Here is a 24,902-nt window from a genome sequence, read left to right as displayed (position 1 = left end):
CGTATCACCACCTCACGTCCAGCATGGACCCGTGCCGCCGAATGCGCGGAACGTCGCGGACGCGTACGGAAGGCCGCCGTGCGTACGGCGCGCCCCTTGCGCGTACGGCAGGCCTTTTTGCGGGTTCGGCACGCCGTCGTACACGCGGAACACCGGAGGGGGACGTTCGTGTCGGGTATCGGGAGTGCGTCTGTCGGGAGCGCGGTCCGCAGGGCACGGGTGCGCGGGTGTCTGCTCGGCGGCGCCGTCGGTGACGCCCTGGGCAACCCGGTGGAGTTCCTCTCGCTGGCCGGTATCCAGCGGGCCCACGGACCGCTCGGTGTAAGCGGCCTCGCGCCGGACTCCGAGGGGGTCGCCGGCCGCATCACGGACGACACCCAGATGACCCTCTTCACGGTGGAGGGGCTGATCCGCGCGGCGAACGGCGGCGGTCGCGCCGGACGCGTGGGCGCGGTGCGCGCGGCCTATCTGCGCTGGCTCGACACCCAGAACCACCCGTCGCCGCCCGCCCGCGGCGGCGGGGACACGACGCGCACCGGATGGCTGCGCCGGCAGCAACTGCTCTACGCGCGCCGGGCCCCCGGCAACGCCTGCCTGACCGGTCTCGCCGCCGGGCACGTCCCGGACGAGAGGGACGTCCCCGGTGCGCCCGGGCCGGTGAACTCCGGCTCCAAGGGCTGCGGCACCGTGATGAGGTCCGCCCCCTTCGGGCTGACCGGGCAGTCCCCGGCGGACGCGTTCGCGCTGGCCGCCCACTGCGCGAAGATCACCCACGGCCATCCGACCGGGGCGCTCGCGGCCGGGGCGTTCGCCGCGATCGTCGCGTACCTCCTGGCCGGCGAGTCGATGCCGGGCGCGGTGCTGCGGGCGATGGAGCTGGCCGCGCGCCACCCGGGCCACGAGGAGACGACGGCGGCCCTGCGCGCCGCCGTCGACCGCGCCGCCGAAGGCGCCCCGACCGCCGAGGACGTCGAGTCGCTCGGCGCCGGGTGGGTCGCCGAGGAGGCCCTCGCCATCGCCGTGTACTGCGCGCTGGCCCTGCCGGGCCCCGAGGACGTGGCGGCGGCGCTGCTGCTCTCCGTCAACCACTCCGGGGACAGCGACTCCACCGGATCGGTATGCGGCAATCTCCTCGGCGCGCTGCACGGCGACGCCGCGCTGCCCGCCGACTGGCTGGTGCGGACCGAGGGGCTGACCCTGATCACCCGGATCGCCGACGACCTCTCCCGCCAGTTCGAAGGGCCGGTCGACTGGCCGGCGGACCGCTACCCCGGAAACTGAGCCCCGGCCCTCCGGTCGGAGTGGTGCTCAGTGCACGAGGGTGTAGCTGCGCCAGACGGGCGTGCTCGGGGCGTCCACGTCGGTGAGCCGGGTGGACAGGTAGGTGCTGCCCGTGCCGGTGCAGTCGCGGGAGCGGTAGAGAACCATGTCGATGAGGGTGTTGTTGTCGACCGCCTTCGCGCCCCCGGGCAGCAGGTGGCAGCCCCGTACCAGCGGGCTGTTCTCCCTGACCTCGACGTCGCGCTCGGTGGTGTAGGTGACCGGCCCGACCGCTGTGCGGCCGAGACCCGAACAGCCCGAGGCGCCCAGCGCGGTGAGGGCCAGCAGAACGGCTCCCGCGGCGGCGCGGGGACGGCGGAGTCGGCGGTGGAGCGTCGCTGTCACGGACATGGGCGGGTCCTCGTCTGCTCGTCCGGATCGTCAGGGTGGTGTACGGGACCGGCGCGAAGGTGCCGGTCCGGCGGACGCCGGTACGGAGGTTCCGTACGGGCGCATGCCACGCTGCCCGCTCCCGCGCTTCCCGGCACCCGGGGAGGGCCGACCGGGCGACATCCGGGAGTGTCCTGGGTTCCACTGGGGTGCGAAAAGGGCATAACGTGTTAATAGGCAACGGTTCCGCCCTGGTGCCGTTGTGTGCCGTGCCAGTGGCAGGGGGCCGTCATGGTCCAGGTGCTAGTGATCGCGATCGTCGCGGTGCTCGCCGTCTGCGGTCTGTTCGCAGTCGCGGGGGTCCGCGTCGTCAGGCAGTACGAGCGAGGGGTGGTGCTCCGGCTGGGCCGGCTCCGCAACGAGATCAGGGGACCCGGGCTCACGATGATCGTGCCCGGAGTGGACCGGCTCCGTAAGGTCAATCTGCAGATCGTCACGATGCCGGTCCCCGCCCAGGACGGGATCACCCGGGACAACGTGACCGTCCGGGTGGACGCCGTCATCTACTTCAAGGTGATCGACGCGGCGAGCGCGGTCATCCAGGTCGAGGACTACCGCTTCGCGGTCTCGCAGATGGCGCAGACCTCACTCCGTTCGATCATCGGCAAGAGCGACCTGGACGACCTGCTGTCCAACCGCGAGAAGCTCAACGAGGGCCTGGAGCTGATGATCGACAGCCCGGCCGTCGGATGGGGCGTCCAGATCGACCGGGTCGAGATCAAGGACGTGTCCCTGCCGGAGACGATGAAACGCTCCATGGCTCGGCAGGCCGAGGCCGACCGTGAGCGCCGCGCCCGTGTCATCAACGCCGACGCCGAACTCCAGGCATCGAAGAAGCTCGCGGAGGCCGCGGGCCAGATGTCCGCACAGCCAGCGGCCCTCCAGCTGCGACTGCTGCAGACCGTGGTCGCGGTGGCGGCGGAGAAGAACTCCACCCTCGTGCTCCCCTTCCCGGTGGAACTCCTCCGGTTCCTCGAACGGGCCCAGCAACCGCAGGCGGGCGACGGACAACAACCGCGTCCCGCCCCCGGCGTACCCGAGGCGGGTACGCAGCCGACGGCTCCCGACACCGCGGGTACGCAGCCGGTGGCGGGGTCCGCACCGGCCGCCGGCGCGAACGGGCGGCAGCCCGTCGCGGCGCGCGGTCCCGGCGCGGGCAGCCCGTCGGCCCCGGCCGGGACCGCGCGGGATCCCGGCGCGGGCAGCCAGGCCGCCCGGCCGCACCCCTCGCCCCCGCCCCGGTCCGCCGCCCGCCCGCGCCCGGCGCCGCCCGCCGACGCCGGTGCCCGGCCCAGGCCGGACCGGCTCACCCGGCACTGAGACCCGGCCGGGGTGAGAGACCGGCCGGCTTCGGAGACCGGTCGGTCTCAGCCGGCCGGCGCCGAGACCGGCCGATCGCAGCGACACCGCCCGGCGCTGGGGCCGCCCGGTGTGAGAGAGCGCCCGGCGCTGGGGCCGTCCGGTGGTCCGGCCGCCTGAACCGAGGCCGCCCGGAACTGAGGTCCGGGCGGCCTCGGCCTGCGCACGGCCGGGGTGGGGCCGGCCGGCCCGCGTCCGCGCGTGGACGCCGACCCGACCTGGCGCGTGGACGCCGACCCGACCTCGCGCCCTCGTACCCCGCTGACCTGCCCCGATTCCGTGCGTGGCCGGCTCTGTCAGACCGCCCGCCTAGACTCGTCGGAGCCGGGAACGACACCGGCGGTGACATCGGGACGAGGCGCGGACGCGCCCGGACGAGAGCGCGAGGGGGTGGCCGGTATGGCGGTGCGGGACCTGTCCGACACGGAGACGGGCCGCCTGCTGCGGCGTGCCGCCGTCTTCCTGCCCGCCGCCCTCCCGAGGGACGGACGGATCGCGTTCTGGGACCCGGAGGACAGCGGCTGGGACCCGGCGGACCACCTGGATCGTGATCGTGATCGTGACGGGGACGGGGAGGCGACCTCCCCCGCGGAACCCCGCAGCGGCGACGGCCCCGTCGTCGCGGAGATCACCGTCGTCCGCGCCCACGGCACGCAAGGGGTCCGGCGCCGCCAGGTGCCCGCCCTGCTGCTGCCGGTCGCGGACGCCGTGACGCTGCTCGCCGGAGCCCGGCACCTGCCCTCCGCGCACCCTGCCACCCGCTGCTGGGGAGCGGCGGCCCTGCACGCCCTGAGCCTCGTGGCACGCGGACGGATGCTCCCCGGACTCACCCCCGACGACCACGACGCCTGGCGGGCCGGACCGCGCGACGCCACGGACGTGGCCCATCTGCGGGCCGTCGCCGCGGCCCTGCCGCCCGAGGGGTACGCCGTCCCGCTGCCCGGCACGACCCCGCTGCGCCTCGCCGACCCCGAGTACCTCGTCGGCGCCTTCCTGGACGCGGTCGCCGACACCCTGCCCCGGACCCCCGCCGCGGCCTTCGCCTCGGGCGCGCCGTTCGCCGCCCGGGAGGCGCAGCACCTGCCCGGCGTCGCCGCCTGGGCGGTGGAGGTCGCCGCCGGGCTGGACGCGGGCGTGCAGCTCTCCCTCCGGCTCGACCTGTCCGCCTTCGAGCTCTTCGACAGCTCGGACAGCCATGCCCCCGAGGGGCTGTCCGGCGGCCCGGACGACCCCGCCGTACGGCACGCCGCCGCGGCCGTCGTCCAGGTGCACAGCCTCGCCGACCCCACCCGGGTCACCGACGCCGCGGCCCTCTGGGACGGCACCGCGGGCGAGCCGTTCGGGCCGCGCTCCCGGGTCGACACCGTGCTCGCGCTGCGCCGGGCCGCCCGGGCGTGGGCACCGCTGGAGCGCCTGCTCGACCAGCCCGTCCCCGACGTCCTCGCCCTCACCGAGGACGAGTTGTACGAGCTGCTCGGCGCGGCCGGGGCGCGCCTCGCGGACCTCGGCGTCAGCCTCCACTGGCCGCGCGAACTCGCCCGCTCGCTCACCGCGTCCGCCGTCGTCCGCCCCGCCCCGGGCTCGGCCACCGACGGCACCTCCTTCTTCGACGCCGAGCGCCTCTTCGCCTTCGACTGGCAGCTCTCCCTCGGCGGCGAGCCGCTGACCGCGGCCGAGATGGACCGCCTCGCCGAATCGCACCGGCCGGTGGTGCGGCTGCGCGACCAGTGGGTGGTCGTCGACCCCGGCCTCGTCCGCAAGGCGCGCAAGCGGGAGCTCGGGCTGCTCGAACCCGTCGAGGCCCTCGCCGTCGCCCTCACGGGCAGTGCCGAGCTCGACGGCGAGCAGGTGGAGGCCGTACCGACCGGCGCCCTCGCCGCCCTCCGCGCCCGCATCCTCGACGAGGACACCGTCCTCCCGCCGCCGCCCGGTCTGCACGCCACGCTCCGCGACTACCAGCTGCGCGGACTGACCTGGCTGGACCGGATGGTCTCGCTCGGCCTCGGCGGCTGCCTCGCCGACGACATGGGCCTCGGCAAGACGATCACCGTGATCGCACTCCACCTCCACCGGGCCCACCCGGCGCCCACCCTGGTGGTCTGCCCCGCTTCGCTGCTCGGCAACTGGCACCGCGAGATCAACCGCTTCGCCCCCGGGGTGCCCGTCCGCCGCTTCCACGGCACGGACCGCACCCTCCCCGGCGAGGAGGCCGGATTCGTGCTGACCACCTACGGCACGATGCGCTCCGGCGCGGAGCAGCTCGCCGCACACGGCTGGGGCCTGGTCGTCGCCGACGAGGCGCAGCACGTCAAGAACCCGCACTCCTCCACGGCCAAGGCGCTGCGCACCATCCCCGCGCCCGCCCGCGTCGCGCTGACGGGCACCCCGGTGGAGAACAACCTCTCCGAGCTGTGGGCGCTGCTCGACTGGACCACCCCGGGGCTGCTCGGCTCCCTCAAGGCGTTCCGCTCCCGGCACGCGCGGGCCGCCGAGAACACCGGCACCGCGGCGGGGCTGGGCAACGACGAGGCCGTCGAGCGCCTCGCCCGGCTGGTCCGCCCCTTCCTGCTGCGCCGCAAGAAATCGGACCCCGGGATCGCCCCCGAGCTCCCGCCCAAGACGGAGACCGACCATCCCGTCTCCCTCACCCGGGAGCAGGCCACGCTCTACGAGGCGGCGGTCCGCGAGACGATGGCGCGGATCGAGGCATCGGAGGGGATGGCCCGGCGCGGTCTGATCATGAAGCTGCTCGGCTCCCTCAAACAGATCTGCAACCACCCGGCCCAGTATCTGAAGGAGCCCGCCCCGCGCCTGGACGGCCGCTCCGGCAAGCTCGCCCTCCTCGACGAGCTGCTCGACACCATCCTGGCCGAGGACGGGTCCGTGCTGATCTTCACCCAGTACGTCTCGATGGCCCGGCTGCTCTCCGCCCACCTCGAAGCCCGCGCCGTCCCCTCGCAGCTGCTGCACGGCGGTACCCCGGTGGCCGAGCGCGAACGCATGGTGGACCGCTTCCAGCAGGGCGAGGTCCCGGTCTTCCTGCTCTCCCTGAAGGCGGCCGGCACCGGCCTCAACCTCACCCGCGCCGCCCACGTCGTGCACTACGACCGCTGGTGGAACCCGGCGGTCGAGGAGCAGGCCACCGACCGCGCGTACCGCATCGGCCAGACGCAGCCCGTGCAGGTGCACCGCCTGATCGCCGAGGGCACGGTCGAGGACCGCATCGGCGAGCTGCTGGAGTCCAAGCGCGCCCTCGCCGACGCCGTGCTCGGCGACAGCGGCGAGGGCGCGCTGACCGAGCTCAGCGACCGCGACCTGGCCGATCTCGTCGCGCTCCGGAGGCCCGCGTGAGCCCCGCCCCGGGCGCCCGTACCCCTGGCGCCCGCAACCCCGGCGCCCGCGCTCCCGGTGCCGCCCGCTCCCTCGGTGTCCGTACGCCCGCTGCGCAGGCCGGCAGCCGGGCGCCCGCCGCCCGGCCCGGCCCGGACGGCCTGCGCCGTACGTTCGAGGCCGTGCCCGCGCGTACGTCCGCCGAGGGCGAGCCCTTCGCGGACAGCTGGTGGGGCCGCGCCTGGGTGGACGCGCTGGAGGGGCTCTCGCTGGACGAGGGGCGCCTCGCCCGGGGCCGCGCGTACGCGGACTCGGGCCACGTCGCCGCGATCACCGTCACCCCCGGCCGGGTCGTCGCGTACGTGCACGGCAGCAGGCCCCGGCCGTACCGCGCGGAGATCCGCCTGCGGGTCTTCACCGAGAGCGGCTGGGACACCCTGCTGGACGCGGTCGCCGCCCGCCCCGGGCACTTCTCCGCGCTGCTGGCCAGAACCATGCCGCACGCCCTGGTCGACACCGCGGAGGGGGCCGGGGTCAGGCTGCTGCCGGCCGTCGACGACCTCGACCCGACCTGCTCCTGTCCCGACCGGGCGCTGCCCTGCAAGCACGTCGCGGCGCTCTGCTACCAGACGGCCCGTCTGCTGGACACCGATCCCTTCGTGCTGCTGCTGCTGCGCGGACGCGGTGAGCGCGAACTCCTGGACGAGCTCGCCCGGCGCAACGCCGAGCACGCCGCCCGCGAGCGCCCCGAGGTCCCCGAAGCCCCCTCCGTGCCCGCCCGGGAGGCGTTCGCCGAGCGCTACCTGCCGCCGCTGCCGCCCCCGCCGCCCGTACCCGCCCTCCCCGGCAGGCCGCCGGCCTACCCAGAACTGCCGGGCTCCCGCGACCCGTTGGCGCTGGACCAGCTGGCCACCGACGCGGCGGTCCGCGCCCACGCGATCCTCACCACCGGCCGCGACCCGATCGCCGGGCTGAGCGCCTGGCAGGACGCCGTGCGGCTGGCCGCCGCCGGACCCACCGCCGGGCTCACCGCCACCAGCCGGGCCCTCTACCGCGAACTCGCCTACGCCACCGGCCGGAACACCACCGACCTCGCCCGCGCCGTGGCCGCCTGGCGGCAGGGCGGCGCGGAGGGCCTCGCCGTGCTGGAGACCCCCTGGGACCCGCCGGCCGGCCCCTTCGACCGGGCCCGCCCGGCTCTGGCGGCCTCCGACTTCCCCCGCTTCCAGCCCCGGCGCAACCACCTCAGCCACCCCGGCGGCACGCTCCAGCTCCGCTTCGGCCGGGACAACCTCTGGTACGGCTACGAAGCCGACCCCGGCAGCGAGGACTGGTGGCCCCGCGGCATGCCGGGCACCGACCCGGTGGGCGTCCTGCTGGCACTGCTCGGCCGCTGACCGACGGGGCCGGTGCGGCGCGGGGCGGACGGCCGGAACACGGCAGCCCCGGCCCGCCCGCCGTCGGAGTAATCCGCGCGGCGCCGGTGCGGCCATGGGGAAGCTGGCCCGGTGAGCGAAGAGCGGGCACAGACGGACGGCGCGAGCGGCACGGACCGGCTGACCGCCCTCTCGGACGGGATCTTCGCGATCGCCATGACCCTGCTGGTGCTCGACATCCGGGTGCCCCGAGACCTGGACGACGCCCGCTTCCGGGACGCCGTCCTGGACGTACTGCCGGATTTCGGCGCCTACGCGCTGAGCTTCGTCATCCTCGCGGGCTTCTGGCGCGACCACCGTCGCATCGTGGCACTGGTGCCACGGTTCGAGGGGCCCCCGCTCAGGCTCGCGCTCATCTGGCTCGGCGCCATCGCCTTCCTCCCCTTCCCCACCTCGCTGCTCTCCGAGTACGCCTCCGAACCACTCGCGGTCGCGATCTACGCGGCCACCGTCGCCGTCACCAACCTGCTGGGGCTGGCCGTGCTCCGGACGGGACGGCGTGACCGGAGGGCGCCTGGTGCGGGCCCGGTGCCGGACGGCCGGGCGACGGACGCCCCGGTGCCGGACGGCCAGGCGACGGACAGTGCGGCGGCTGCCTCCGCCTGGTCGGTCTCCGTCGACCTCGGGGCGCGGGCGTTGGTCTTCGCCGTGTCCATCCCGCTCGCCTTCGCCTGGCACCCCTTCGCGGCCATCTGGTTCTGGCTCGCCGACATCCCGCTCAGGGGGCTGGTACGCAGGGCCCGCCCCCACTGAGACGCGAAGAGGCCGAGCCGGCCCAGGAAAAGTCCGCGAGGGACCCGCGAGGAACCCCCGACGATCCCGCGAAATGCCCGCGCCGGGCCCCGGCTCACTGCCGGTATCCCTCCAGGAAGCGCCCGATCCGGCTGATCGCCGCGTCGAGATCGTCGGCGTGCGGCAGCGTCAGGATGCGGAAGTGGTCGGGCCGGGGCCAGTTGAAGCCGGTGCCCTGCACCACCTGGATCTTCTCCCGCAGCAGAAGGTCGAGCACGAAACGCTCGTCGTCGACGATGTTGTGCACCTTCGGGTCGATCCGGGGAAACGCGTAGAGCGCCCCCTTCGGCTTCACGCAGGACACCCCGGGGATCTCGTTCAGCTTCTGCCAGGCGCGGTCGCGCTGTTCGTGCAGCCTGCCGCCCGGCGCGACGAGTTCACGGATGGTCTGCCGGCCGCCGAGCGCCGCCTGGATGGCGTACTGCGCAGGTGCGTTGGCGCACAGCCGCATGGAGGCCAGGGTGGTGAGCCCTTCGAGGTAACCGCGCGCGTGCGCCTGCGGTCCGGAGACCACCAGCCACCCCGAGCGGAACCCGGCGACCCGGTACGTCTTCGACAGCCCGCTGAAGGTGAGGGTGAGCAGGTCCGGGGCGAGGGAGGCGACCGGGTGGTGCACGGCGTCGTCGTAGAGGATCTGGTCGTAGATCTCGTCGGCGTAGACGAGCAGTCCGTGCCGGCGGGCCAGGCCGAGGATGCCCTCCAGGGTCTCCTTCGAATAGACCGCGCCGGTGGGATTGTTGGGGTTGATGATCACCACGGCCCTGGTGCGGTCGGTGATCTTCGCGGCCATGTCGGCGAGGTCCGGGTTCCAGTCCGACTGCTCGTCGCAGGTGTAGTGGACGGCCTTGCCGCCGGCGAGGGTGATCACCGCCGTCCAGAGCGGGTAGTCGGGGCTCGGTACGAGCACCTCGTCGCCGTCCTCCAGGAACGCCTGGACGGCCATGGAGATCAGCTCGGAGACCCCGTTGCCCAGGAAGATGTCGTCCACGTCGACGTCCGGCAGCCCCATCGCCTGGTAGCGCTGGGCGACCGCGCGGCGGGCGGAGAGGATGCCGCGCGAATCGGTGTAGCCGTGCGCCTGGGGGAGCATCCGGATCATGTCCTGGACGATCTCCTCGGGCGCCTCGAAGCCGAACAGTGCGGGGTTGCCCGTGTTGAGGCGGAGCACGCTGTGGCCCGCCTCCTCCAGCGCGTTCGCCTGCTCGATGACCGGGCCGCGGATCTCGTAACAGACCTCGTCGAGCTTGCTGGACTGCCGGAACTCCATGCGGTTCCTCCCCTGCCGATTGCGATACTTGGTTTTACCAAGCCCGACCTTGGAAAGTCCAACAACATGTCTAGACTGCGTCGTATGCCACGTCAGCAGCAGCCAGCAGCGCGCCCCGTACGCCGACGCAGTTACGACCAGTTCTGCGCCACCGCCCGAGCCCTGGACTCCGTCGGGGACCGGTGGACCCTGCTGATCGTCCGTGAACTGCTGGCCGGGCCGCGCCGCTACACCGATCTGCACGCGGATCTGCCGGGCGTCAGTACGGACGTCCTCGCCTCCCGCCTCAAGGACATGGAGCAGAGCGGCCTCGCCCTCCGCCGCAAGCTGCCGCCCCCGGCCGCTGCCTCGGTCTACGAACTCACCGACCGGGGCAGGGAACTGCTCCCGGTCCTCACCGCCCTCGCCCAGTGGGGCGCGCCCGCCCTGGACGAACGCCGCCCCACCGACGCCGTACGCGCCCACTGGTTCGCCCTCCCGCTGCGCCGCTCCCTGGCGGCGACGGCCCACTCCGGCCTGGTCGAAGTGCACCTGGACGAGGGCGAGTTCCACGTACGCACGGGCCCCGTGCCGCCCGGCGAGGAGGTCTACGGCTACGGCGCGGCCCCCCACGCCGACGCCCGCATCGTGCTGGACGCCGAACTCTGCCTGGCCATGGGCCGGGAGGAGACCGGCTTCGCCCAGGCGGTGAAGGACGGCCGGATCGAGGTGTACGGCGAGAGCCCGCTCGCCACGGAGTTGCGCGGCGGGTAGGTGACGCCCGGACCGGCGGCTGACCGGCCGCCGGTCCGGGGGCGCGCGGGCCGGTGGATGATGGGCGGGTGCGATTCGAAGCGATCACCTGGGACCGGCTGGCCGAGGCCCTCGCCGCGCACGCGGACGGGCTGAGCCCGGACGGCGGCGGCCCCTGGCTCAGGATCGGCGTCGACGGCGCCCCCGCCGCGGGCACCGGCCCGCTGGCCGAACGCCTCGCCCAGTCCCTGCGCCTGCGCGGACGCGCCGTACTCGTCGTGTCCACCGAGGGGTTCCTGCGCCCGGCGAGTCTGCGGTACGAGTACGGCAGACGGGACCCCGACTCGTACGCCCAGGGCTGGTTCGACACCGGGGCGCTCTGGCGCGAGGTGTTCGGGCCGCTGGAACCGGGCGGCGGCGGACGGGTCCTGCCGGACCTGTGGGACCCGGTCACCGACCGGGCCACCCGCAGCCCGTACCACGAGCTCCCCGAGGGCGGAGTGCTGGTGCTGCACGGGCCGTTGCTGCTGGGGCAGTGGTACCCGTTCGATCTCTCGGTCCATCTGCGGCTCTCGCCGGGCGCGTTGCGGCGGCACACCGACGAGCAGGCCCAGTGGACCCTGCCCGCCTTCGCGCGGTACGAGGACGAGACCGCCCCCGCCGACCACGCCGACGCCGTCGTCCGCGCCGACGACCCCCGCCACCCGGCGTGGACGGGGCTGCGCGCACGGGAGTGAGGCGCACGGAGGTGAGGTGCACGGGGGTGAGGTGCACGGAGGTGAGGTACACGGTCGGGGCGGGACGACTGCGGGACGCGCGGCCGGGGCGGATCACGGCGGGACGCCCGGTCGGCACGCCCTCTCCGGACGGGGCGTACGTCTCCGGTCAGGCGGCCCGTCTCCCGTCAGCACGCCCGTCTCCGGCCAGGAGGCCTGTCTCCGGTCAGGCGGCCCGTCTCCGGTCAGGAGGCCCGTCCCCCGTCCGGGACCGTGTCAGAACAAGGGCTGGGGCAGCACGCCCTCCAGCTCCAGCAGCCGCCTCTTCGTCTCCAGCCCGCCGCCGAACCCGCCGAGCCCGCCGTCGCTCTCCACCACCCGGTGGCAGGGCACCACGATCGGCAGCGGATTGGCCCCCATCGCCGCCCCCACCGCCTGCGCCCCGTCCGGCCGCCCCACCCTGGCCGCCAGGTCGCCGTAACCGACGACCGAGCCGTACGGGACGCCCATGGCGAGCTCCTGGAGGACCCGGCGGTGGAAGCCCGAGGTCAGCGACCAGTCCAGCGGCAGGTCGAACGCCCGCAGCGTGCCGTCGAAATAGGCGTCGAGCAGGCGTCCCGCGGCGGCGGGCGCGGCCGAACCGTCGCCCTCCACCGGCTCCGCGCCGAGTCTGTCCCGCAGCGTCGCCAGGGTCCGGTCACGCACGGAAGGCCGCGCGTGGAAGGTCACCGAGACCAGGCCGGTGCCGGTCGCGGCGAGCATCAGGGGTCCGATGGGGCTCGCCACCACCGACCACTCCACACGGAGGGCGCCGTTCGTCATACCGAGAACGGTAGTGCCCGCCACTGACACCGCCGGCGCGACCGACGGTCCCGGCCCGGGATCCGGGTGGTGCGAGCCCCGCACGCACGGGCCGCCGGGGCCCGGGGGATACGCGTCGTGGTGCGTAAGGAGTCGCAGGATTGTGTCGGTCACCCTCACCCGGGGGAGAAGTGGTGAGGGCTGGATCATGGGCGGCCTTTTCGCTACCGCCCCAGTTCACGGGCGATAAAATGCCGCCCTTGTGGGCGCTTGCCGGGGTTCCCGGGTTCCGGCGGAACTCCGGGCCTCCCGGAGCCGCCGCCGGGGACCGCGTGCCCCGGTCCTTCGACCGAGGAGCGGCACCCGTCCGGGGCGACCGGCGGCCTCTCCCCGGTCGGCGGGAGCCACGGGCCCCCGGCCCGCCCGCCGACCGGCGGAGCACCACCAGCACCGCGTTTTCGTGAAGGGCGTATCCAGCATGCAGGGCACAGTGGACGGCTTCTCCTACGGCCTCGTGACTCCCGTCGCGGCCTTCCTCATGGCCTGCCTCGGTGCCGCGCTGGGACTGCGCTGCACCGCCCGGTCCGTCCGTATCGCCGGGCCGAACCGGAGCGGCCGCCCCTACCGGGCCGGATGGCTCGCCCTCGGTGCCACGTCCATCGGCTCCGGGATATGGACGATGCACTTCATCGCGATGATGGGCTTCCGCATCGACGAAGCCTCGATCACCTACGACCGGCCGCTGATGTACGCGAGCCTCGCCGTGGCGATCGTCATGGTCGGCATCGGCATCTTCATCGTGGGCTACCGGGGCGCGACGCCGCTGGCCCTGGTCACCGGCGGCACCCTCACCGGGCTGGGGGTGGCCTCCATGCACTACCTGGGCATGGCGGCCATCGCCTTCCACGGGCGGTTCGCGTACTCGACGGCCACCGTGGCCCTCTCCGTCGTCATCGCCGTGGTCGCCGCCACCGCCGCGCTCTGGGCTGCCGTCTCCCTCCACGGCCTCCTGCCGAGCCTGGGCGCCGGCATCGTCATGGGGGCCGCCGTGAGCGGGATGCACTACACCGGCATGGCGGCCCTCCGCGTCCACCTGGTCTCCGGCGCCTCCGACGGGTCCGGGAGCGAACCGATCGGCTCGATCCTCGTACCGCTCCTCGTCGGCCCGCTGGCCTTCCTGCTGCTCGCAGGGGTGATCGTGCTGTTCGACCCGCTGATCGTGGGAGGCGACCCCGGCCGGGACGAAGACCCCCGCCGGACCGGCACGGACCGGCGCGGCATCCCGGTCCAGCGCCGCGGCGACACCACCGCCGAGCCCGTGTTCGACAGCGCCCGCAGGCCCCGGCGCCCCTGATCCGCAGCCGATGTCAGTGGCGGGTCGTACGGTGGATGCATGCGGCCCGTTTCGAAGATCGAACGTTCGGTGGCACCTTTCGAGGTCGTCAGTCCCTACCAGCCCAGCGGTGACCAGCCGGCGGCCATCGCCGAGCTCGAAAAGCGCATCAGGGCAGGTGAGAGGGATGTCGTCCTGCTCGGCGCGACCGGCACCGGCAAATCGGCGACCACCGCCTGGATGATCGAGAAGCTCCAGCGGCCGACCCTCGTCATGGCGCCCAACAAGACGCTGGCCGCCCAGCTGGCCAACGAGTTCCGCGAACTGCTGCCCAACAACGCCGTCGAGTACTTCGTCTCGTACTACGACTACTACCAGCCCGAGGCGTACGTCCCGCAGTCGGACACCTACATCGAGAAGGACTCCTCGATCAACGAGGAGGTCGAGCGGCTGCGCCACTCCGCGACGAACTCCCTGCTCACCCGGCGGGACGTCGTCGTCGTCGCCTCCGTCTCCTGCATCTACGGCCTCGGTACCCCGCAGGAGTACGTCGACCGCATGGTCCAGCTCAAGGTCGGCGACGAGATCGACCGCGACCAGCTGCTGCGCCGGTTCGTCGAGATCCAGTACACCCGCAACGACCTCGCGTTCACCCGCGGCACCTTCCGGGTGCGCGGCGACACGATCGAGATCTTCCCGGTCTACGAGGAACTCGCCGTCCGCATCGAGATGTTCGGCGACGAGATCGAGGCGCTCTCCACCCTCCACCCGCTCACCGGCGAGGTGATCAGCGAGGACACCTCGCTGCACGTCTTCCCCGCCACCCACTACGTCGCCGGACCCGAGCGCATGGAGAAGGCGATCACCGGCATCGAGCAGGAGCTGGAGGAGCGGCTGGCCACCATGGAGAAGCAGGGCAAGATGCTGGAGGCCCAGCGGCTCCGCATGCGCACCACGTACGACATCGAGATGCTCCGCCAGATCGGCACCTGCTCCGGCGTCGAGAACTACTCGATGCACTTCGACGGCCGCTCGCCCGGCACCGCCCCGAACACCCTCCTCGACTACTTCCCCGAGGACTTCCTGCTGGTCCTGGACGAGTCCCACGTCACGGTGCCCCAGATCGGCGCGATGTACGAGGGCGACGCCTCCCGCAAGCGGACCCTCGTCGACCACGGCTTCCGGCTGCCGTCCGCCCTGGACAACCGCCCCCTGAAGTGGGAGGAGTTCCAGGAGCGGATCGGCCAGACCGTCTACCTCTCCGCCACCCCGGGGAACTACGAGCTCTCGCGCGGCGACGGCTTCGTCGAGCAGATCATCCGCCCCACCGGGCTGGTCGACCCGGAGATCGTCGTCAAGCCCACCGAGGGCCAGATCGACGACCTCGTGCACGAGATCCGCACCCGCACCGAGCGCGACGAGCGGGTCCTCGTCACCACCCTCACCAAGAAGATGTCCGAGGACCTCACCGACTACTTCCTGGAACTCGGCATCCAGGTCCGGTACCTCCACAGCGACGTCGACACCCTCCGCCGCATCGAGCTGCTGCGCGAGCTGCGCTCCGGCGAGTACGACGTCCTGGTCGGCATCAACCTCCTGCGGGAGGGCCTCGACCTGCCCGAGGTCTCGCTGGTCGCGATCCTCGACGCCGACAAGCAGGGGTTCCTGCGCTCCGCGACCTCGCTCATCCAGACGATCGGACGCGCGGCGCGCAACGTCTCCGGCCAGGTCCACATGTACGCGGACAAGGTCACCCCCGCCATGGCGCAGGCCATCGACGAGACCAACCGGCGCCGCGAGAAGCAGATCGCGTACAACACCGAGCGCGGCATCGATCCGCAGCCGCTGCGCAAGAAGATCAACGACATCGTCGCCTCCATCGCCCGCGAGGAGGTCGACACCGAGCAGCTCCTCGGGACCGGCTACCGGCAGACCAAGGGCGCCAAGGCCCCGGTGCCGGCGCTCGGCGGCAAGGCGAGCAAGGCGGGGGAGGCAAAGGCAGACTCCGGGAAGGCCCGTGCCAGGGGCGCGGTGACCAGCGACCGGCCCGCCGAGGAGCTGTCCGGGATCATCGAGGAGATGACCGAGCGGATGCGGGCCGCCGCCGCCGACCTCCAGTTCGAGGTTGCCGCACGTCTGCGCGACGAGGTGGGCGAGCTGAAGAAGGAGCTGCGGCAGATGAAGGAGGCCGGTATCGCCTGATGTGTGGACCGGCGGCCTCGCCGTGTTGCAAGAACGACACAGAACGCACCGGACCGGCTTCCGGCACGGGCGTGATGCGTAGGGTGCGGGGAAACCGCATACGGACGGTTGCGGAGTACGACGCGGAGCGACGCGGAGAGGGGACAGCGCGTGACGGTCAACATGACCAAGGGTCAGGCGATCAGCCTGCAGAAGCAGGACGGGGGAACCCTGACCGCGGTGCGGATGGGGCTCGGCTGGAAGGCGGCGGCGCGCCGCGGTTTCTTCGGATCGCGCACGCGGGAGATCGACCTGGACGCCTCGGCGGTCCTGTTCGCCGACAAGCAGCCGGTGGACGTGGTGTTCTTCCGCCACCTCGTGAGCGACGACGGTTCGGTCAAGCACACCGGTGACAACCTCGTCGGCGGCGCCGGAGCGGGCGGCGACGACGAGGCGATCCTGGTGGACCTGGCGAGGGTTCCGGTCCACATCGACCAGATCGTCTTCACGGTGAACAGCTTCACCGGGCAGACGTTCCAGGAAGTGCAGAACGCCTTCTGCCGCATCGTCGACGAGACCAACGGCCAGGAACTGGCCCGTTACACGCTCGACGGCGGCGGCCAGTACACCGCCCAGATCATGGCGAAGGTGCACCGGGCCAGCGCCGGCTGGCAGATGACGGCCCTCGGTAACCCGGCCAACGGCCGCACGTTCCAGGACCTGATGCCCGCGATCCTGCCGCACCTCTGACGGCCGCCCGCCGGAGAGCCCGTCCGCACCGCCGCCGCGCGCGGCGGGACGGGCTCCGGCGGGACCGGACGGAACCCACGGGCCCACGGGCCCGACCAACTCCCGGAGGCTCCCGCCGCCGGGAGTTGCGCGTACCCCGGGGCGCACCCCGGCAGGGCCGCACGCGCGCCCACCCACCGCACGAGCCACACGCGCTTACGCACACGCGCTTACGCACCGACATGGTCACGCACGCTCACGCACCGACACGGTCACGCAGCAAGGGGACAGGGCAATGACGGCCGAACTCGTCCGGGGGCAGAACCACCCGCTGCCTTCCACCCGTCTGGAGGTCCGGGTGTCGGCGGGCTCGCCCGTCGTGGCCGGAGCCACCCTCGCCGACGAGCGGGGCACCGTACGGGGCGCCGACTGGGTCGTCCACCCGGGGGAGCCCAGGCTGCCCGGCATCGAGGTGTCCCGCCGCGCCGCCGCCGAGCACCGGCTCGCTCTCGACCTCGACGCCCTGCCCGGGGAGGTGCACCGGGTCACCGTCCTCCTGGCGCTTCCCCGGACGCCCGGCACCCCCGCCGGCTTCGGCGCGGCCGCCGCCCCCTTCGTCGCCGTCAGCGGGCCCGGGGGCGCCGGGATCGCCGACTTCACCCTCACCGGGCTCGCCACCGAAACCGCCGTCAACGCCCTGGAGTTCTACCGCCGCGCCGGCGCCTGGAAGGTACGCGCCGTGGGCCAGGGGTACGCCTCCGGGCTCGCGGGCATGCTCGCCGACCAGGGGCTGACCGGGGCGGAGGCGCTGGCAGCCTCGATCCAGGAGGCGGCCGCCGGCCACCTCGTCCCCGCCCAGGCCGTCCCCGCCGTCCCGACCGCCACCACGGAGGCCACGGAGGCCGGTGCGGAGCCGAGGTCCGGTGCGGGTGTGGAGGCGGAGGCGGCGGTGATCCCGCCCGGCGGCCGCATCGACTACGCGCACCCCCGCCGCCGGACCACCCCGGCCGCCGTGCCCACCGCAACCGCGGCCACCCCGCCTTCCGCGACCGCCCCCTCCGCCGAGCCGTCCGGCCCTGCCGCCCCGGTGGCCGGGGACGCCGCCGGCCACACCCTGGAGGAGCGGCTCTACAACCAGGTCTGGGGCATGTTCGAGGACCTGGCCCGCAGTGTCGCCGCCTACCGGGGAGCCGTCGACTTCGCCGAGACACGGCTGGAGGCCGAGCTCGACCGCGCCCTGTCCGACCCGCGCAACCGCATCGGCGGGGCGGGCGACGCCGCACGGGAGGAGGCCAGGGCGAAACACGACGAGCTGGTCGCCCGCGCCCGGGAGGTGCTCGACCGGGATCTCGCCCAGCTGGTGGCCGAGTCCGAGGTGGTGGAGCCCGCGCTCCCGGCCGCCTGCGCCGGGTGGGACAACCCCGTGTGGCACGCTCACCGGGCCCCGGCCGGACAGCCCTGGGCGCTGCGGCTCGGCGACGTCCATCTGCCCGAGCGCCCGGAGCTCCGCATCCCGCTGCTGGTCCGGCTCCCGCTGGAGCGCGGACTGTGGATCGACGCGGGGCGGAGCGACTCGGGGGCGGATCTCCTGCTGGACGGCACGGAGCGCAAGCACCTCGCGCTGGAGAGCGCGGTAGTCCACGCCGTACGGCTGCTCGCCGCGTACCCGGCGGGGGAGATGTCGCTCCGGGTCATCGACCCGGCGGGGACCGGTGCCGCCGACCTCGCGCCGCTGGTCCGTGCCGGGGTGCTCGCCGGGCCGCCGGCGCGGGGGGCCGCCGGGGTCGACGCCGTCCTCGACCACCTCACCCGACGCGTCGACCTGGTCCAGATGGCGGTGCGGGCGGGTGCCGCCGACGCGTTGCCGCCCGACCTCGACCCCGCCGGACAGCTGCTCGTCGTCAACGACTTCCCCCACGGCTTCGACGACCGGGCGATCACCCGGCTGCGCTACCTCGCCGAGGAGGGCCCCTCCGTCGGGGTGCACCTGCTGCTGGTCGCGGACCAGGAGGAGGCGTCCGCGTACGGGCCGGTCCTCGCGCCGTTCTGGCGGGGGCTCCTCCGGCTCACCCCGCTCGCCGGGGACCACCTCGCCGACCCCTGGGTGCGGCACGTGTGGACGTACGAACCCCCACGGGTCCCGCAGGGCAGCGGGATTCTGGAGGAGGTGCTGGCCGCGGTGGCCGAGGCGCGGCGGGCCCGGGGCCGCTGAAGCGGACGGACCTCGGGGCACGGACGCGGGACGCGGTGGGCCGCGTCGGCGCAGCGGAAGGGCCGCGTCGGCGCAGCGTAGGCCCGCGGGCGCCGGGAGGGCGGCCGCGCTGACGCAGTAGGGCCGCAGGGACCAGGGTCTTTTGATTCTTCTTTGCCATCCTCTTTACCTTTTCTTGGGTATACCTGTACTGTTTCTTGGACGGAGGGGAGTATTCCCACACGTGGCGTTCCCGTCAGTACGGACCGTGACCGGTCCCGGGGCGTCGGCCCGGCACACGTCCCGTGCGCCCGGGTGGAAGAGACCTCCGGCAGCGACGACGCTGATCAGTAGCCGTAGCGAACTGCCGGAGGCGCAGTGGACGTTTCATGGACCCTCTGGGCGCTGACCATTCTCGGTCTGGCCGCCCTCATCGCCGTCGACTTCTTCATCGGGCGCAAGCCCCATGACGTGTCGACCAAGGAAGCCGGGATCTGGACGGTCGTCTGGATCACGCTGGCAGCCCTCTTCGGCCTGGGCCTGCTGGTCTTCGGCAACAGTCAGTCCGCCGGCGAGTTCTTCGCCGGCTTCATCACCGAGAAATCGCTGAGCGTCGACAACCTCTTCGTCTTCGTCCTGATCATGGCGAAGTTCTCGGTGCCCTCCCAGCTCCAGCAGCGGGTGCTGCTGGTCGGTGTGCTGATCGCCCTGGTGCTCCGGACGGTCTTCATCGCCGCGGGCGCGGCCGTCATCGCCAACTTCTCCTGGGTCTTCTACATCTTCGGCGCGTTCCTGATCTACACGGCGTGGAAGCTGATCCAGGAGGCGCGGGCCGACGAGGAGGAGGACGAGTTCGAGGAGAACCGGCTCCTCAAGTCCATCGAGCACCGTTTCGGCGTCGCCGACCGGTACCACGGCACCAAGCTCTTCATCCGGAACAACGGCAAGCGCGTCATGACCCCGCTGATGGTCGTCATGCTCGCGATCGGCACCACCGACGTGCTGTTCGCCCTCGACTCCATCCCCGCGATCTTCGGCCTGACCCAGGACCCGTACATCGTCTTCACGGCCAACGCGTTCGCGCTGATGGGCCTGCGCCAGCTGTACTTCCTCATCGGCGGTCTGCTGAAGAAGCTGGTCCACCTCAGCTACGGGCTCTCGGTGATCCTCGGCTTCATCGGCGTCAAGCTGGTGCTGCACGCCCTGCACGAATCGGGTGTGCACGTGCCGGAGATCTCGGTCCCGCTCTCGCTCTCCGTCATCTGCGGCGTCCTGGTGATCACCACCATCACCAGCCTGATTGCAGGCCGGAGGCAGGCGGCGGCGGAGGCCGCCGAAGCGGAGACCGCCGACTCCGGGGTCGACGCCGGGACCGGTTCTCGCAAGGGCGGCGGCAGCGGCATCGACGGCTGACCCGCACGACACCCGGCCTCCACCTCGCCTCCGTGAAGACGAACGAGGGGCGCCCCGGTACCGACCTCGGTACCGGGGCGCCCCTCGTCGCGGGGGCCCGTCACCAGCCCCGGGCGCGCCACTCCGGGAGCTGTCCGCGTTCGTCGCCGAGCGTGGTGTCGTGGCCGTGGCCCGGGTAGACCCAGGTCTCGTCGGGCAGCTGGTCGAAGAGCTTGGTCTCCACGTCGTGGAGCAGGCTCGCGAAGGCCTCGGGGTCCTTGCGGGTGTTGCCGACGCCACCGGGGAAGAGGCAGTCGCCGGTGAAGAGGTGCGGAGCCCCGTGCGGGTCGTCGTAGACCAGTGCGATGGAGCCGGGGGTGTGGCCGACCAGGTGGCGGGCGGTCAGGGTGACCTCGCCGACCCGGATGGTGTCCCCGTCCTCCACGAGCACGGTGGTGGGGACCGGGATGCCCTCGGCGTCGTACCGTCCGGCGTACGTGACGGCACCGGTGGCGGCCACCACCTCGGCCAGGGCCTGCCAGTGGTCACCGTGCTGGTGCGTGGTGACCACGGAGGCGATGCCGTCCTCGCCGACGAGCCGCAGCAGGGTGTCCGCCTCGTTGGCGGCGTCGATGAGGAGCTGCTCGCCGGTGGCCCGGCAGCGCAGCAGGTAGGCGTTGTTGTTCATCGGGCCGACCGCGACCTTGGAGATCATCAGGCCGGTCAGCTCGTGCACGTCCGCGGGTCCGCCGACCCGCACCGCTCCGCTGTAGGTCATGGGCGGCAGCCTATAGCGGCGGCAGTACGGGGAGGGGGCCGCCCTCCACGCTCAGCGCCGAGCCGTCACGACGGCCCGAGAGCCACCCCAGTACGTCCGCTTCCGACCCGCTGACCACGACCGGCGGGCCGTCCGCGCCGCCGCCCGTGGTCCGGACACGTCCGTTCCCGGACCGGACGCGGGTGGAGACCACCTGCGGATGGCGGGCGAAGCGCTCCGCCAGGAAATCGCTCTCCCGGGCCGTGAACTCCTCCGGCAGATCCTCCAGCTCGTACCCCGCGCCGAGGTCCACGTGGTGCAGCTCGACCTCGGCCCAGCGGCGGAAGGGCAGCTCGGACGCGGACTCCGTCACCCCGTTGCGCAGCTCCACGGTGCGTGACCAGTCGGCGGGCACGGCGGCCTCGGCCAGGAACCCCTCGCTGCTCCCGCGCAGATCGGCCAGGTGCTCGGCGAGGGACCGGGGCGCCCCGGCCTCGATGTCACGGTCCCGGATTTCGCCCCCCGCGTACATCGGGAGTCCGCGGAGAACATTTCGGAGCGCGTCGGCGTTACGTGACAGGTGGGCCAAGACATGGCCCCGGCTCCAACCGGGCAGTCGGGACGGTTCGGGGACGGTGGATTCGTCCCATAATTCCGCGGCTGCGAGCAGCCGTTCCGTAGCTCCGCGTACAGACGCCAGGTCGCGCACATGATCGCTCATGCGACCGAGCGTAGCCCTGCCACTCGTTCGGGTGAAGGAGGTTACGAGCGGCCGGAAATCGAATGTGCGTGCTATACGCTCGAAGTCGAAACCTTTCAACACCGCTGTTGCGCCCCCCATACCCTGGACAGGGGGCTCAGTTCCCCCGTTTCTCTCAAGAAAGGTGCGGACCGGCGTGGCCGACCGTCTCATCGTCCGTGGCGCGCGCGAGCACAACCTGAAGAACGTCTCGCTCGACCTGCCCCGTGACTCCCTCATCGTCTTCACCGGGCTGTCCGGGTCGGGCAAGTCCTCCCTCGCGTTCGACACGATCTTCGCCGAGGGCCAGCGGCGCTATGTCGAGTCGCTCTCCTCGTACGCCCGGCAGTTCCTCGGCCAGATGGACAAGCCGGACGTCGATTTCATCGAGGGCCTCTCGCCCGCCGTCTCCATCGATCAGAAGTCGACCTCGCGCAACCCGCGCTCGACGGTCGGCACCATCACGGAGGTCTACGACTACCTCCGCCTGCTCTTCGCCCGCATCGGCAAGCCGCACTGTCCCGAGTGCCGACGGCCGATCTCCCGCCAGTCGCCGCAGGCCATCGTGGACAAGGTCCTCGGCCTGCCCGAGGGGAGCCGCTTCCAGGTGCTCTCCCCGCTGGTCCGCGAGCGCAAGGGGGAGTTCGTCGACCTCTTCGCCGACCTCCAGACCAAGGGGTACAGCCGCGCCCGGGTCGACGGCACCACCATCCAGCTCTCCGAGCCCCCCACGCTGAAGAAGCAGGAGAAGCACACCATCGAGGTGGTCATCGACCGCCTCACGGTGAAGGACAGCGCCAAGCGCCGGCTCACCGACTCGGTGGAGACCGCCCTCGGCCTCTCCGGCGGCATGGTCGTGCTCGACTTCGTCGACCTTCCCGAGGACGACCCCGAGCGCGAGCGGATGTTCTCCGAGCACCTCTACTGCCCGTACGACGACCTCTCCTTCGAGGAGCTGGAGCCCCGCTCCTTCTCCTTCAACTCGCCCTTCGGCGCCTGCCCCGACTGCACCGGCATCGGCACCCGCATGGAGGTCGACGCCGAGCTCGTCGTCCCGGACGAGGAGAAGTCGCTCGACGAGGGGGCCATCCACCCCTGGTCGCACGGCCACACCAAGGAGTACTTCGGCCGCCTGATCGGCGCACTCGCCGAGGCCCTCGGCTTCCGCACGGACATCCCGTGGGCCGGGCTGCCGCAGCGCGCCAAGAAGGCCCTGCTCCACGGCCACAAGATCAAGACCGAGGTGCGCTACCGCAACCGGTACGGCCGCGAGCGCGCCTACACCACCCCCTCCTTCGAAGGTGCCGTCCAGTTCGTCAAGCGGCGGCACTCCGAGGCCGAGAGCGACTCCAGCCGGGAGCGCTTCGAGGGGTACATGCGCGAGGTGCCCTGCCCGACCTGTGAGGGCACCCGCCTCAAGCCGATCGTCCTCGCGGTCACGGTGATGGAGAAGTCCATCGCCGAGGTCGCCGCGATGTCGATCAGCGACTGCGCGGAGTTCCTCGGCCGGCTCAAGCTCAACGCCCGCGACAAGAAGATCGCCGAGCGGGTCCTCAAGGAGGTCAACGAGCGGCTGAGGTTCCTCGTCGACGTCGGCCTGGACTACCTCTCGCTCAACCGCGCGGCCGGCACCCTGTCCGGCGGCGAGGCCCAGCGCATCCGCCTCGCCACCCAGATCGGCTCCGGCCTGGTCGGCGTGCTGTACGTACTGGACGAGCCGTCCATCGGCCTGCACCAGCGCGACAACCACCGGCTGATCGAGACCCTGGTCAGGCTCCGCGACATGGGCAACACGCTCATCGTGGTGGAGCACGACGAGGACACGATCAAGGTCGCGGACTGGGTCGTGGACATCGGCCCCGGCGCCGGGGAGCACGGCGGCAAGGTGGTCCACTCCGGATCGCTGAAGGAACTGCTGGCCAACAAGCAGTCGATCACCGGCCAGTACCTCTCGGGCAAGCGGGAGATCACCGTCCCCGACGTCCGCCGCCCCGTGGACCCGAGCCGCCGCCTCACCGTGCACGGCGCCCGGGAGAACAACCTCCAGGACATCGACGTCTCCTTCCCGCTGGGCGTCCTCACCGCCGTCACCGGGGTCTCCGGGTCCGGCAAGTCCACCCTGGTCAACGACATCCTCTACACCCACCTCGCCCGTGAGCTCAACGGCGCCAAGTCGGTCCCCGGCCGGCACACCCGGGTGGACGGGGACGACCTCGTGGACAAGGTGGTCCACGTCGACCAGTCGCCCATCGGGCGGACCCCCCGGTCCAACCCGGCGACGTACACCGGAGTCTTCGACCACGTCCGCAAGCTCTTCGCGGAGACGATGGAGGCGAAGGTGCGCGGCTATCTGCCGGGCCGCTTCTCCTTCAACGTGAAGGGCGGGCGCTGCGAGAACTGCTCGGGCGACGGCACCATCAAGATCGAGATGAACTTCCTGCCCGACGTGTACGTGCCCTGCGAGGTCTGCCACGGAGCCCGGTACAACCGGGAGACCCTGGAGGTCCACTACAAGGGCAAGTCCATCGCCGAGGTGCTGGACATGCCGATCGAGGAGGGCCTGGAGTTCTTCGAGGCCGTTCCGACCATCGCGCGGCATCTGCGCACCCTCAACGAGGTCGGCCTCGGGTACGTCCGGCTCGGACAGTCCGCGCCGACGCTCTCCGGCGGTGAGGCGCAGCGCGTGAAGCTGGCGAGCGAGCTCCAGAAGCGCTCCACCGGCCGCACGGTCTACGTCCTGGACGAGCCGACCACCGGTCTGCACTTCGAGGACATCAGCAAGCTGATCAAGGTCCTCTCCGGACTGGTCGACAAGGGCAACTCCGTCGTCGTCATCGAGCACAACCTCGATGTGATCAAGACGGCGGACTGGGTCATCGACATGGGCCCCGAAGGAGGCAACGGCGGCGGTCTGGTGGTCGCCGAAGGCACCCCGGAGGAGGTGGCGGCCGTGCCCGCCAGCCACACCGGGAAGTTCCTCCAGGACGTCCTGGACACCGACCGGATCAACGAGGCGGCCGTGCCCTCCGTGCGCAAGCCGGCGCGCAAGACGGCCGCCAAGAAGACCGCAGCCAAGAAGACGGTCGCGGCCCAGGCCGCCCCCGCCCGGCGGACGGCCACGGCCGCCGTCACGGCGAAGCAGCCGGCCGCGAAGAAGACGCCGGCCAAGAAGGCGACCCGCGCCCGCAAGGCCTGACGCCCTCGCCCCGGCCCGCCGGGGCGCCCCTTCCCGCACGGGAGGAGGCGCCCCGGCGGGCCGCACCGCGTCCTGCCCCTGCCGGTCATGCCCGTACGGAGGGCCGGCCGGGCCCGCCGGCCCGTGCCCCGGACCCGGGCGCCGGGGTGCCGATCTCCGCCGGTATCGTCGGTTCTGTCGTCGCGTGCCCCGGCCGAGCGCCCCGTCGCCCCACCGGCCCGCGACGCCCGTACCGCCATGC

The 24,902-nt window shown here is 72.7% G+C and carries 18 protein-coding genes; 13 read left to right on the top strand and 5 right to left on the bottom strand.

Annotation, left to right across the window (positions count from 1 at the left end):
• The first annotated feature begins 219 nt into the window (after window positions 1-219).
• Window positions 220-1,281, top strand: a complete 1,062-nt coding sequence (locus OG599_RS07445; protein WP_327175155.1) for an ADP-ribosylglycohydrolase family protein — start codon at window positions 220-222, stop codon at window positions 1,279-1,281.
• A 27-nt stretch (window positions 1,282-1,308) separates the two neighbouring features.
• Here OG599_RS07445 and OG599_RS07440 read toward each other — a convergent pair whose 3' ends face one another.
• The gene (locus tag OG599_RS07440) at window positions 1,309-1,671 is read right to left on the bottom strand and encodes a hypothetical protein (RefSeq protein WP_327175154.1); all 363 of its coding nucleotides are present in this window, start codon (window positions 1,669-1,671) and stop codon (window positions 1,309-1,311) included.
• Window positions 1,672-1,941: 270 nt separating this feature from the next.
• Here OG599_RS07440 and OG599_RS07435 point away from each other — a divergent pair, with 270 nt between their 5' ends.
• The 4 genes from OG599_RS07435 to OG599_RS07420 all read left to right on the top strand — a co-directional run bounded on the left by OG599_RS07435 (window position 1,942) and on the right by OG599_RS07420 (window position 8,588).
• On the top strand, window positions 1,942-3,030 hold the full coding sequence (locus OG599_RS07435) for a slipin family protein (RefSeq protein ID WP_327175153.1): 1,089 nt from the start codon (window positions 1,942-1,944) through the stop codon (window positions 3,028-3,030).
• A 438-nt stretch (window positions 3,031-3,468) separates the two neighbouring features.
• Window positions 3,469-6,420, top strand: a complete 2,952-nt coding sequence (locus OG599_RS07430; protein WP_327175152.1) for a DEAD/DEAH box helicase — start codon at window positions 3,469-3,471, stop codon at window positions 6,418-6,420.
• Window positions 6,421-6,560: 140 nt separating this feature from the next.
• Complete coding sequence (locus OG599_RS07425; protein WP_327179952.1) at window positions 6,561-7,796, top strand: SWIM zinc finger family protein; 1,236 nt, start codon at window positions 6,561-6,563, stop codon at window positions 7,794-7,796.
• A 111-nt stretch (window positions 7,797-7,907) separates the two neighbouring features.
• Window positions 7,908-8,588 carry a TMEM175 family protein gene (locus tag OG599_RS07420; protein ID WP_327175151.1) on the top strand — a complete coding sequence of 227 codons (681 nt, stop codon included), beginning with the start codon at window positions 7,908-7,910 and terminating at the stop codon, window positions 8,586-8,588.
• A 94-nt stretch (window positions 8,589-8,682) separates the two neighbouring features.
• Here the strand turns inward: OG599_RS07420 and OG599_RS07415 are convergent, their stop codons facing one another.
• On the bottom strand, window positions 8,683-9,894 hold the full coding sequence (locus tag OG599_RS07415) for a pyridoxal phosphate-dependent aminotransferase (RefSeq protein ID WP_327175150.1): 1,212 nt from the start codon (window positions 9,892-9,894) through the stop codon (window positions 8,683-8,685).
• A gap of 84 nt (window positions 9,895-9,978) precedes the next feature.
• On the opposite strand from OG599_RS07415, the gene OG599_RS07410 reads away from it, so the two are divergent.
• Window positions 9,979-10,647 (top strand): winged helix-turn-helix transcriptional regulator, encoded by a 669-nt coding sequence (locus OG599_RS07410; RefSeq protein WP_327175149.1) that lies wholly within the window; start codon window positions 9,979-9,981, stop codon window positions 10,645-10,647.
• A gap of 68 nt (window positions 10,648-10,715) precedes the next feature.
• A complete protein-coding gene (locus tag OG599_RS07405; protein ID WP_327175148.1) occupies window positions 10,716-11,363 on the top strand; it encodes a uridine kinase in 648 nt (215 codons plus the stop codon).
• Window positions 11,364-11,618: 255 nt separating this feature from the next.
• Here OG599_RS07405 and OG599_RS07400 read toward each other — a convergent pair whose 3' ends face one another.
• Window positions 11,619-12,164, bottom strand: a complete 546-nt coding sequence (locus tag OG599_RS07400; protein ID WP_327175147.1) for a methylated-DNA--[protein]-cysteine S-methyltransferase — start codon at window positions 12,162-12,164, stop codon at window positions 11,619-11,621.
• Window positions 12,165-12,621: 457 nt separating this feature from the next.
• Between OG599_RS07400 and OG599_RS07395 the strand changes: the two genes are divergently transcribed.
• The 5 genes from OG599_RS07395 to OG599_RS07375 all read left to right on the top strand — a co-directional run bounded on the left by OG599_RS07395 (window position 12,622) and on the right by OG599_RS07375 (window position 19,990).
• Window positions 12,622-13,497 (top strand): MHYT domain-containing protein, encoded by an 876-nt coding sequence (locus OG599_RS07395; RefSeq protein WP_327175146.1) that lies wholly within the window; start codon window positions 12,622-12,624, stop codon window positions 13,495-13,497.
• A 39-nt stretch (window positions 13,498-13,536) separates the two neighbouring features.
• Window positions 13,537-15,678 (top strand): excinuclease ABC subunit UvrB, encoded by a 2,142-nt coding sequence (uvrB, locus tag OG599_RS07390; protein ID WP_327175145.1) that lies wholly within the window; start codon window positions 13,537-13,539, stop codon window positions 15,676-15,678.
• A gap of 150 nt (window positions 15,679-15,828) precedes the next feature.
• A complete protein-coding gene (locus OG599_RS07385) occupies window positions 15,829-16,407 on the top strand; it encodes a TerD family protein (RefSeq protein WP_327175144.1) in 579 nt (192 codons plus the stop codon).
• 274 nt (window positions 16,408-16,681) lie between these two features.
• Window positions 16,682-18,598, top strand: a complete 1,917-nt coding sequence (locus OG599_RS07380) for a TerD family protein (protein ID WP_327175143.1) — start codon at window positions 16,682-16,684, stop codon at window positions 18,596-18,598.
• 357 nt (window positions 18,599-18,955) lie between these two features.
• Window positions 18,956-19,990: a TerC family protein gene (locus OG599_RS07375; protein ID WP_327175142.1), complete on the top strand. Its 1,035-nt coding sequence runs from the start codon at window positions 18,956-18,958 to the stop codon at window positions 19,988-19,990.
• Between the two features lie 100 nt (window positions 19,991-20,090).
• On the opposite strand, the gene OG599_RS07370 is transcribed toward OG599_RS07375, so the two are convergent.
• Window positions 20,091-20,747 (bottom strand): MBL fold metallo-hydrolase, encoded by a 657-nt coding sequence (locus OG599_RS07370; RefSeq protein WP_327175141.1) that lies wholly within the window; start codon window positions 20,745-20,747, stop codon window positions 20,091-20,093.
• A 10-nt stretch (window positions 20,748-20,757) separates the two neighbouring features.
• Window positions 20,758-21,447 carry a maleylpyruvate isomerase family mycothiol-dependent enzyme gene (locus OG599_RS07365; RefSeq protein WP_327175140.1) on the bottom strand — a complete coding sequence of 230 codons (690 nt, stop codon included), beginning with the start codon at window positions 21,445-21,447 and terminating at the stop codon, window positions 20,758-20,760.
• Between the two features lie 175 nt (window positions 21,448-21,622).
• Between OG599_RS07365 and uvrA the strand changes: the two genes are divergently transcribed.
• A complete protein-coding gene (uvrA, locus tag OG599_RS07360; protein WP_327175139.1) occupies window positions 21,623-24,661 on the top strand; it encodes an excinuclease ABC subunit UvrA in 3,039 nt (1,012 codons plus the stop codon).
• Window positions 24,662-24,902 lie beyond the last annotated feature (241 nt).

This window comes from Streptomyces sp. NBC_01335, assembly GCF_035953295.1.
GTDB lineage: Bacteria > Actinomycetota > Actinomycetes > Streptomycetales > Streptomycetaceae > Streptomyces.
Note: the sequence above shows the minus strand (reverse complement) of the source record. Positions and strands in the feature narration are given on the sequence as shown.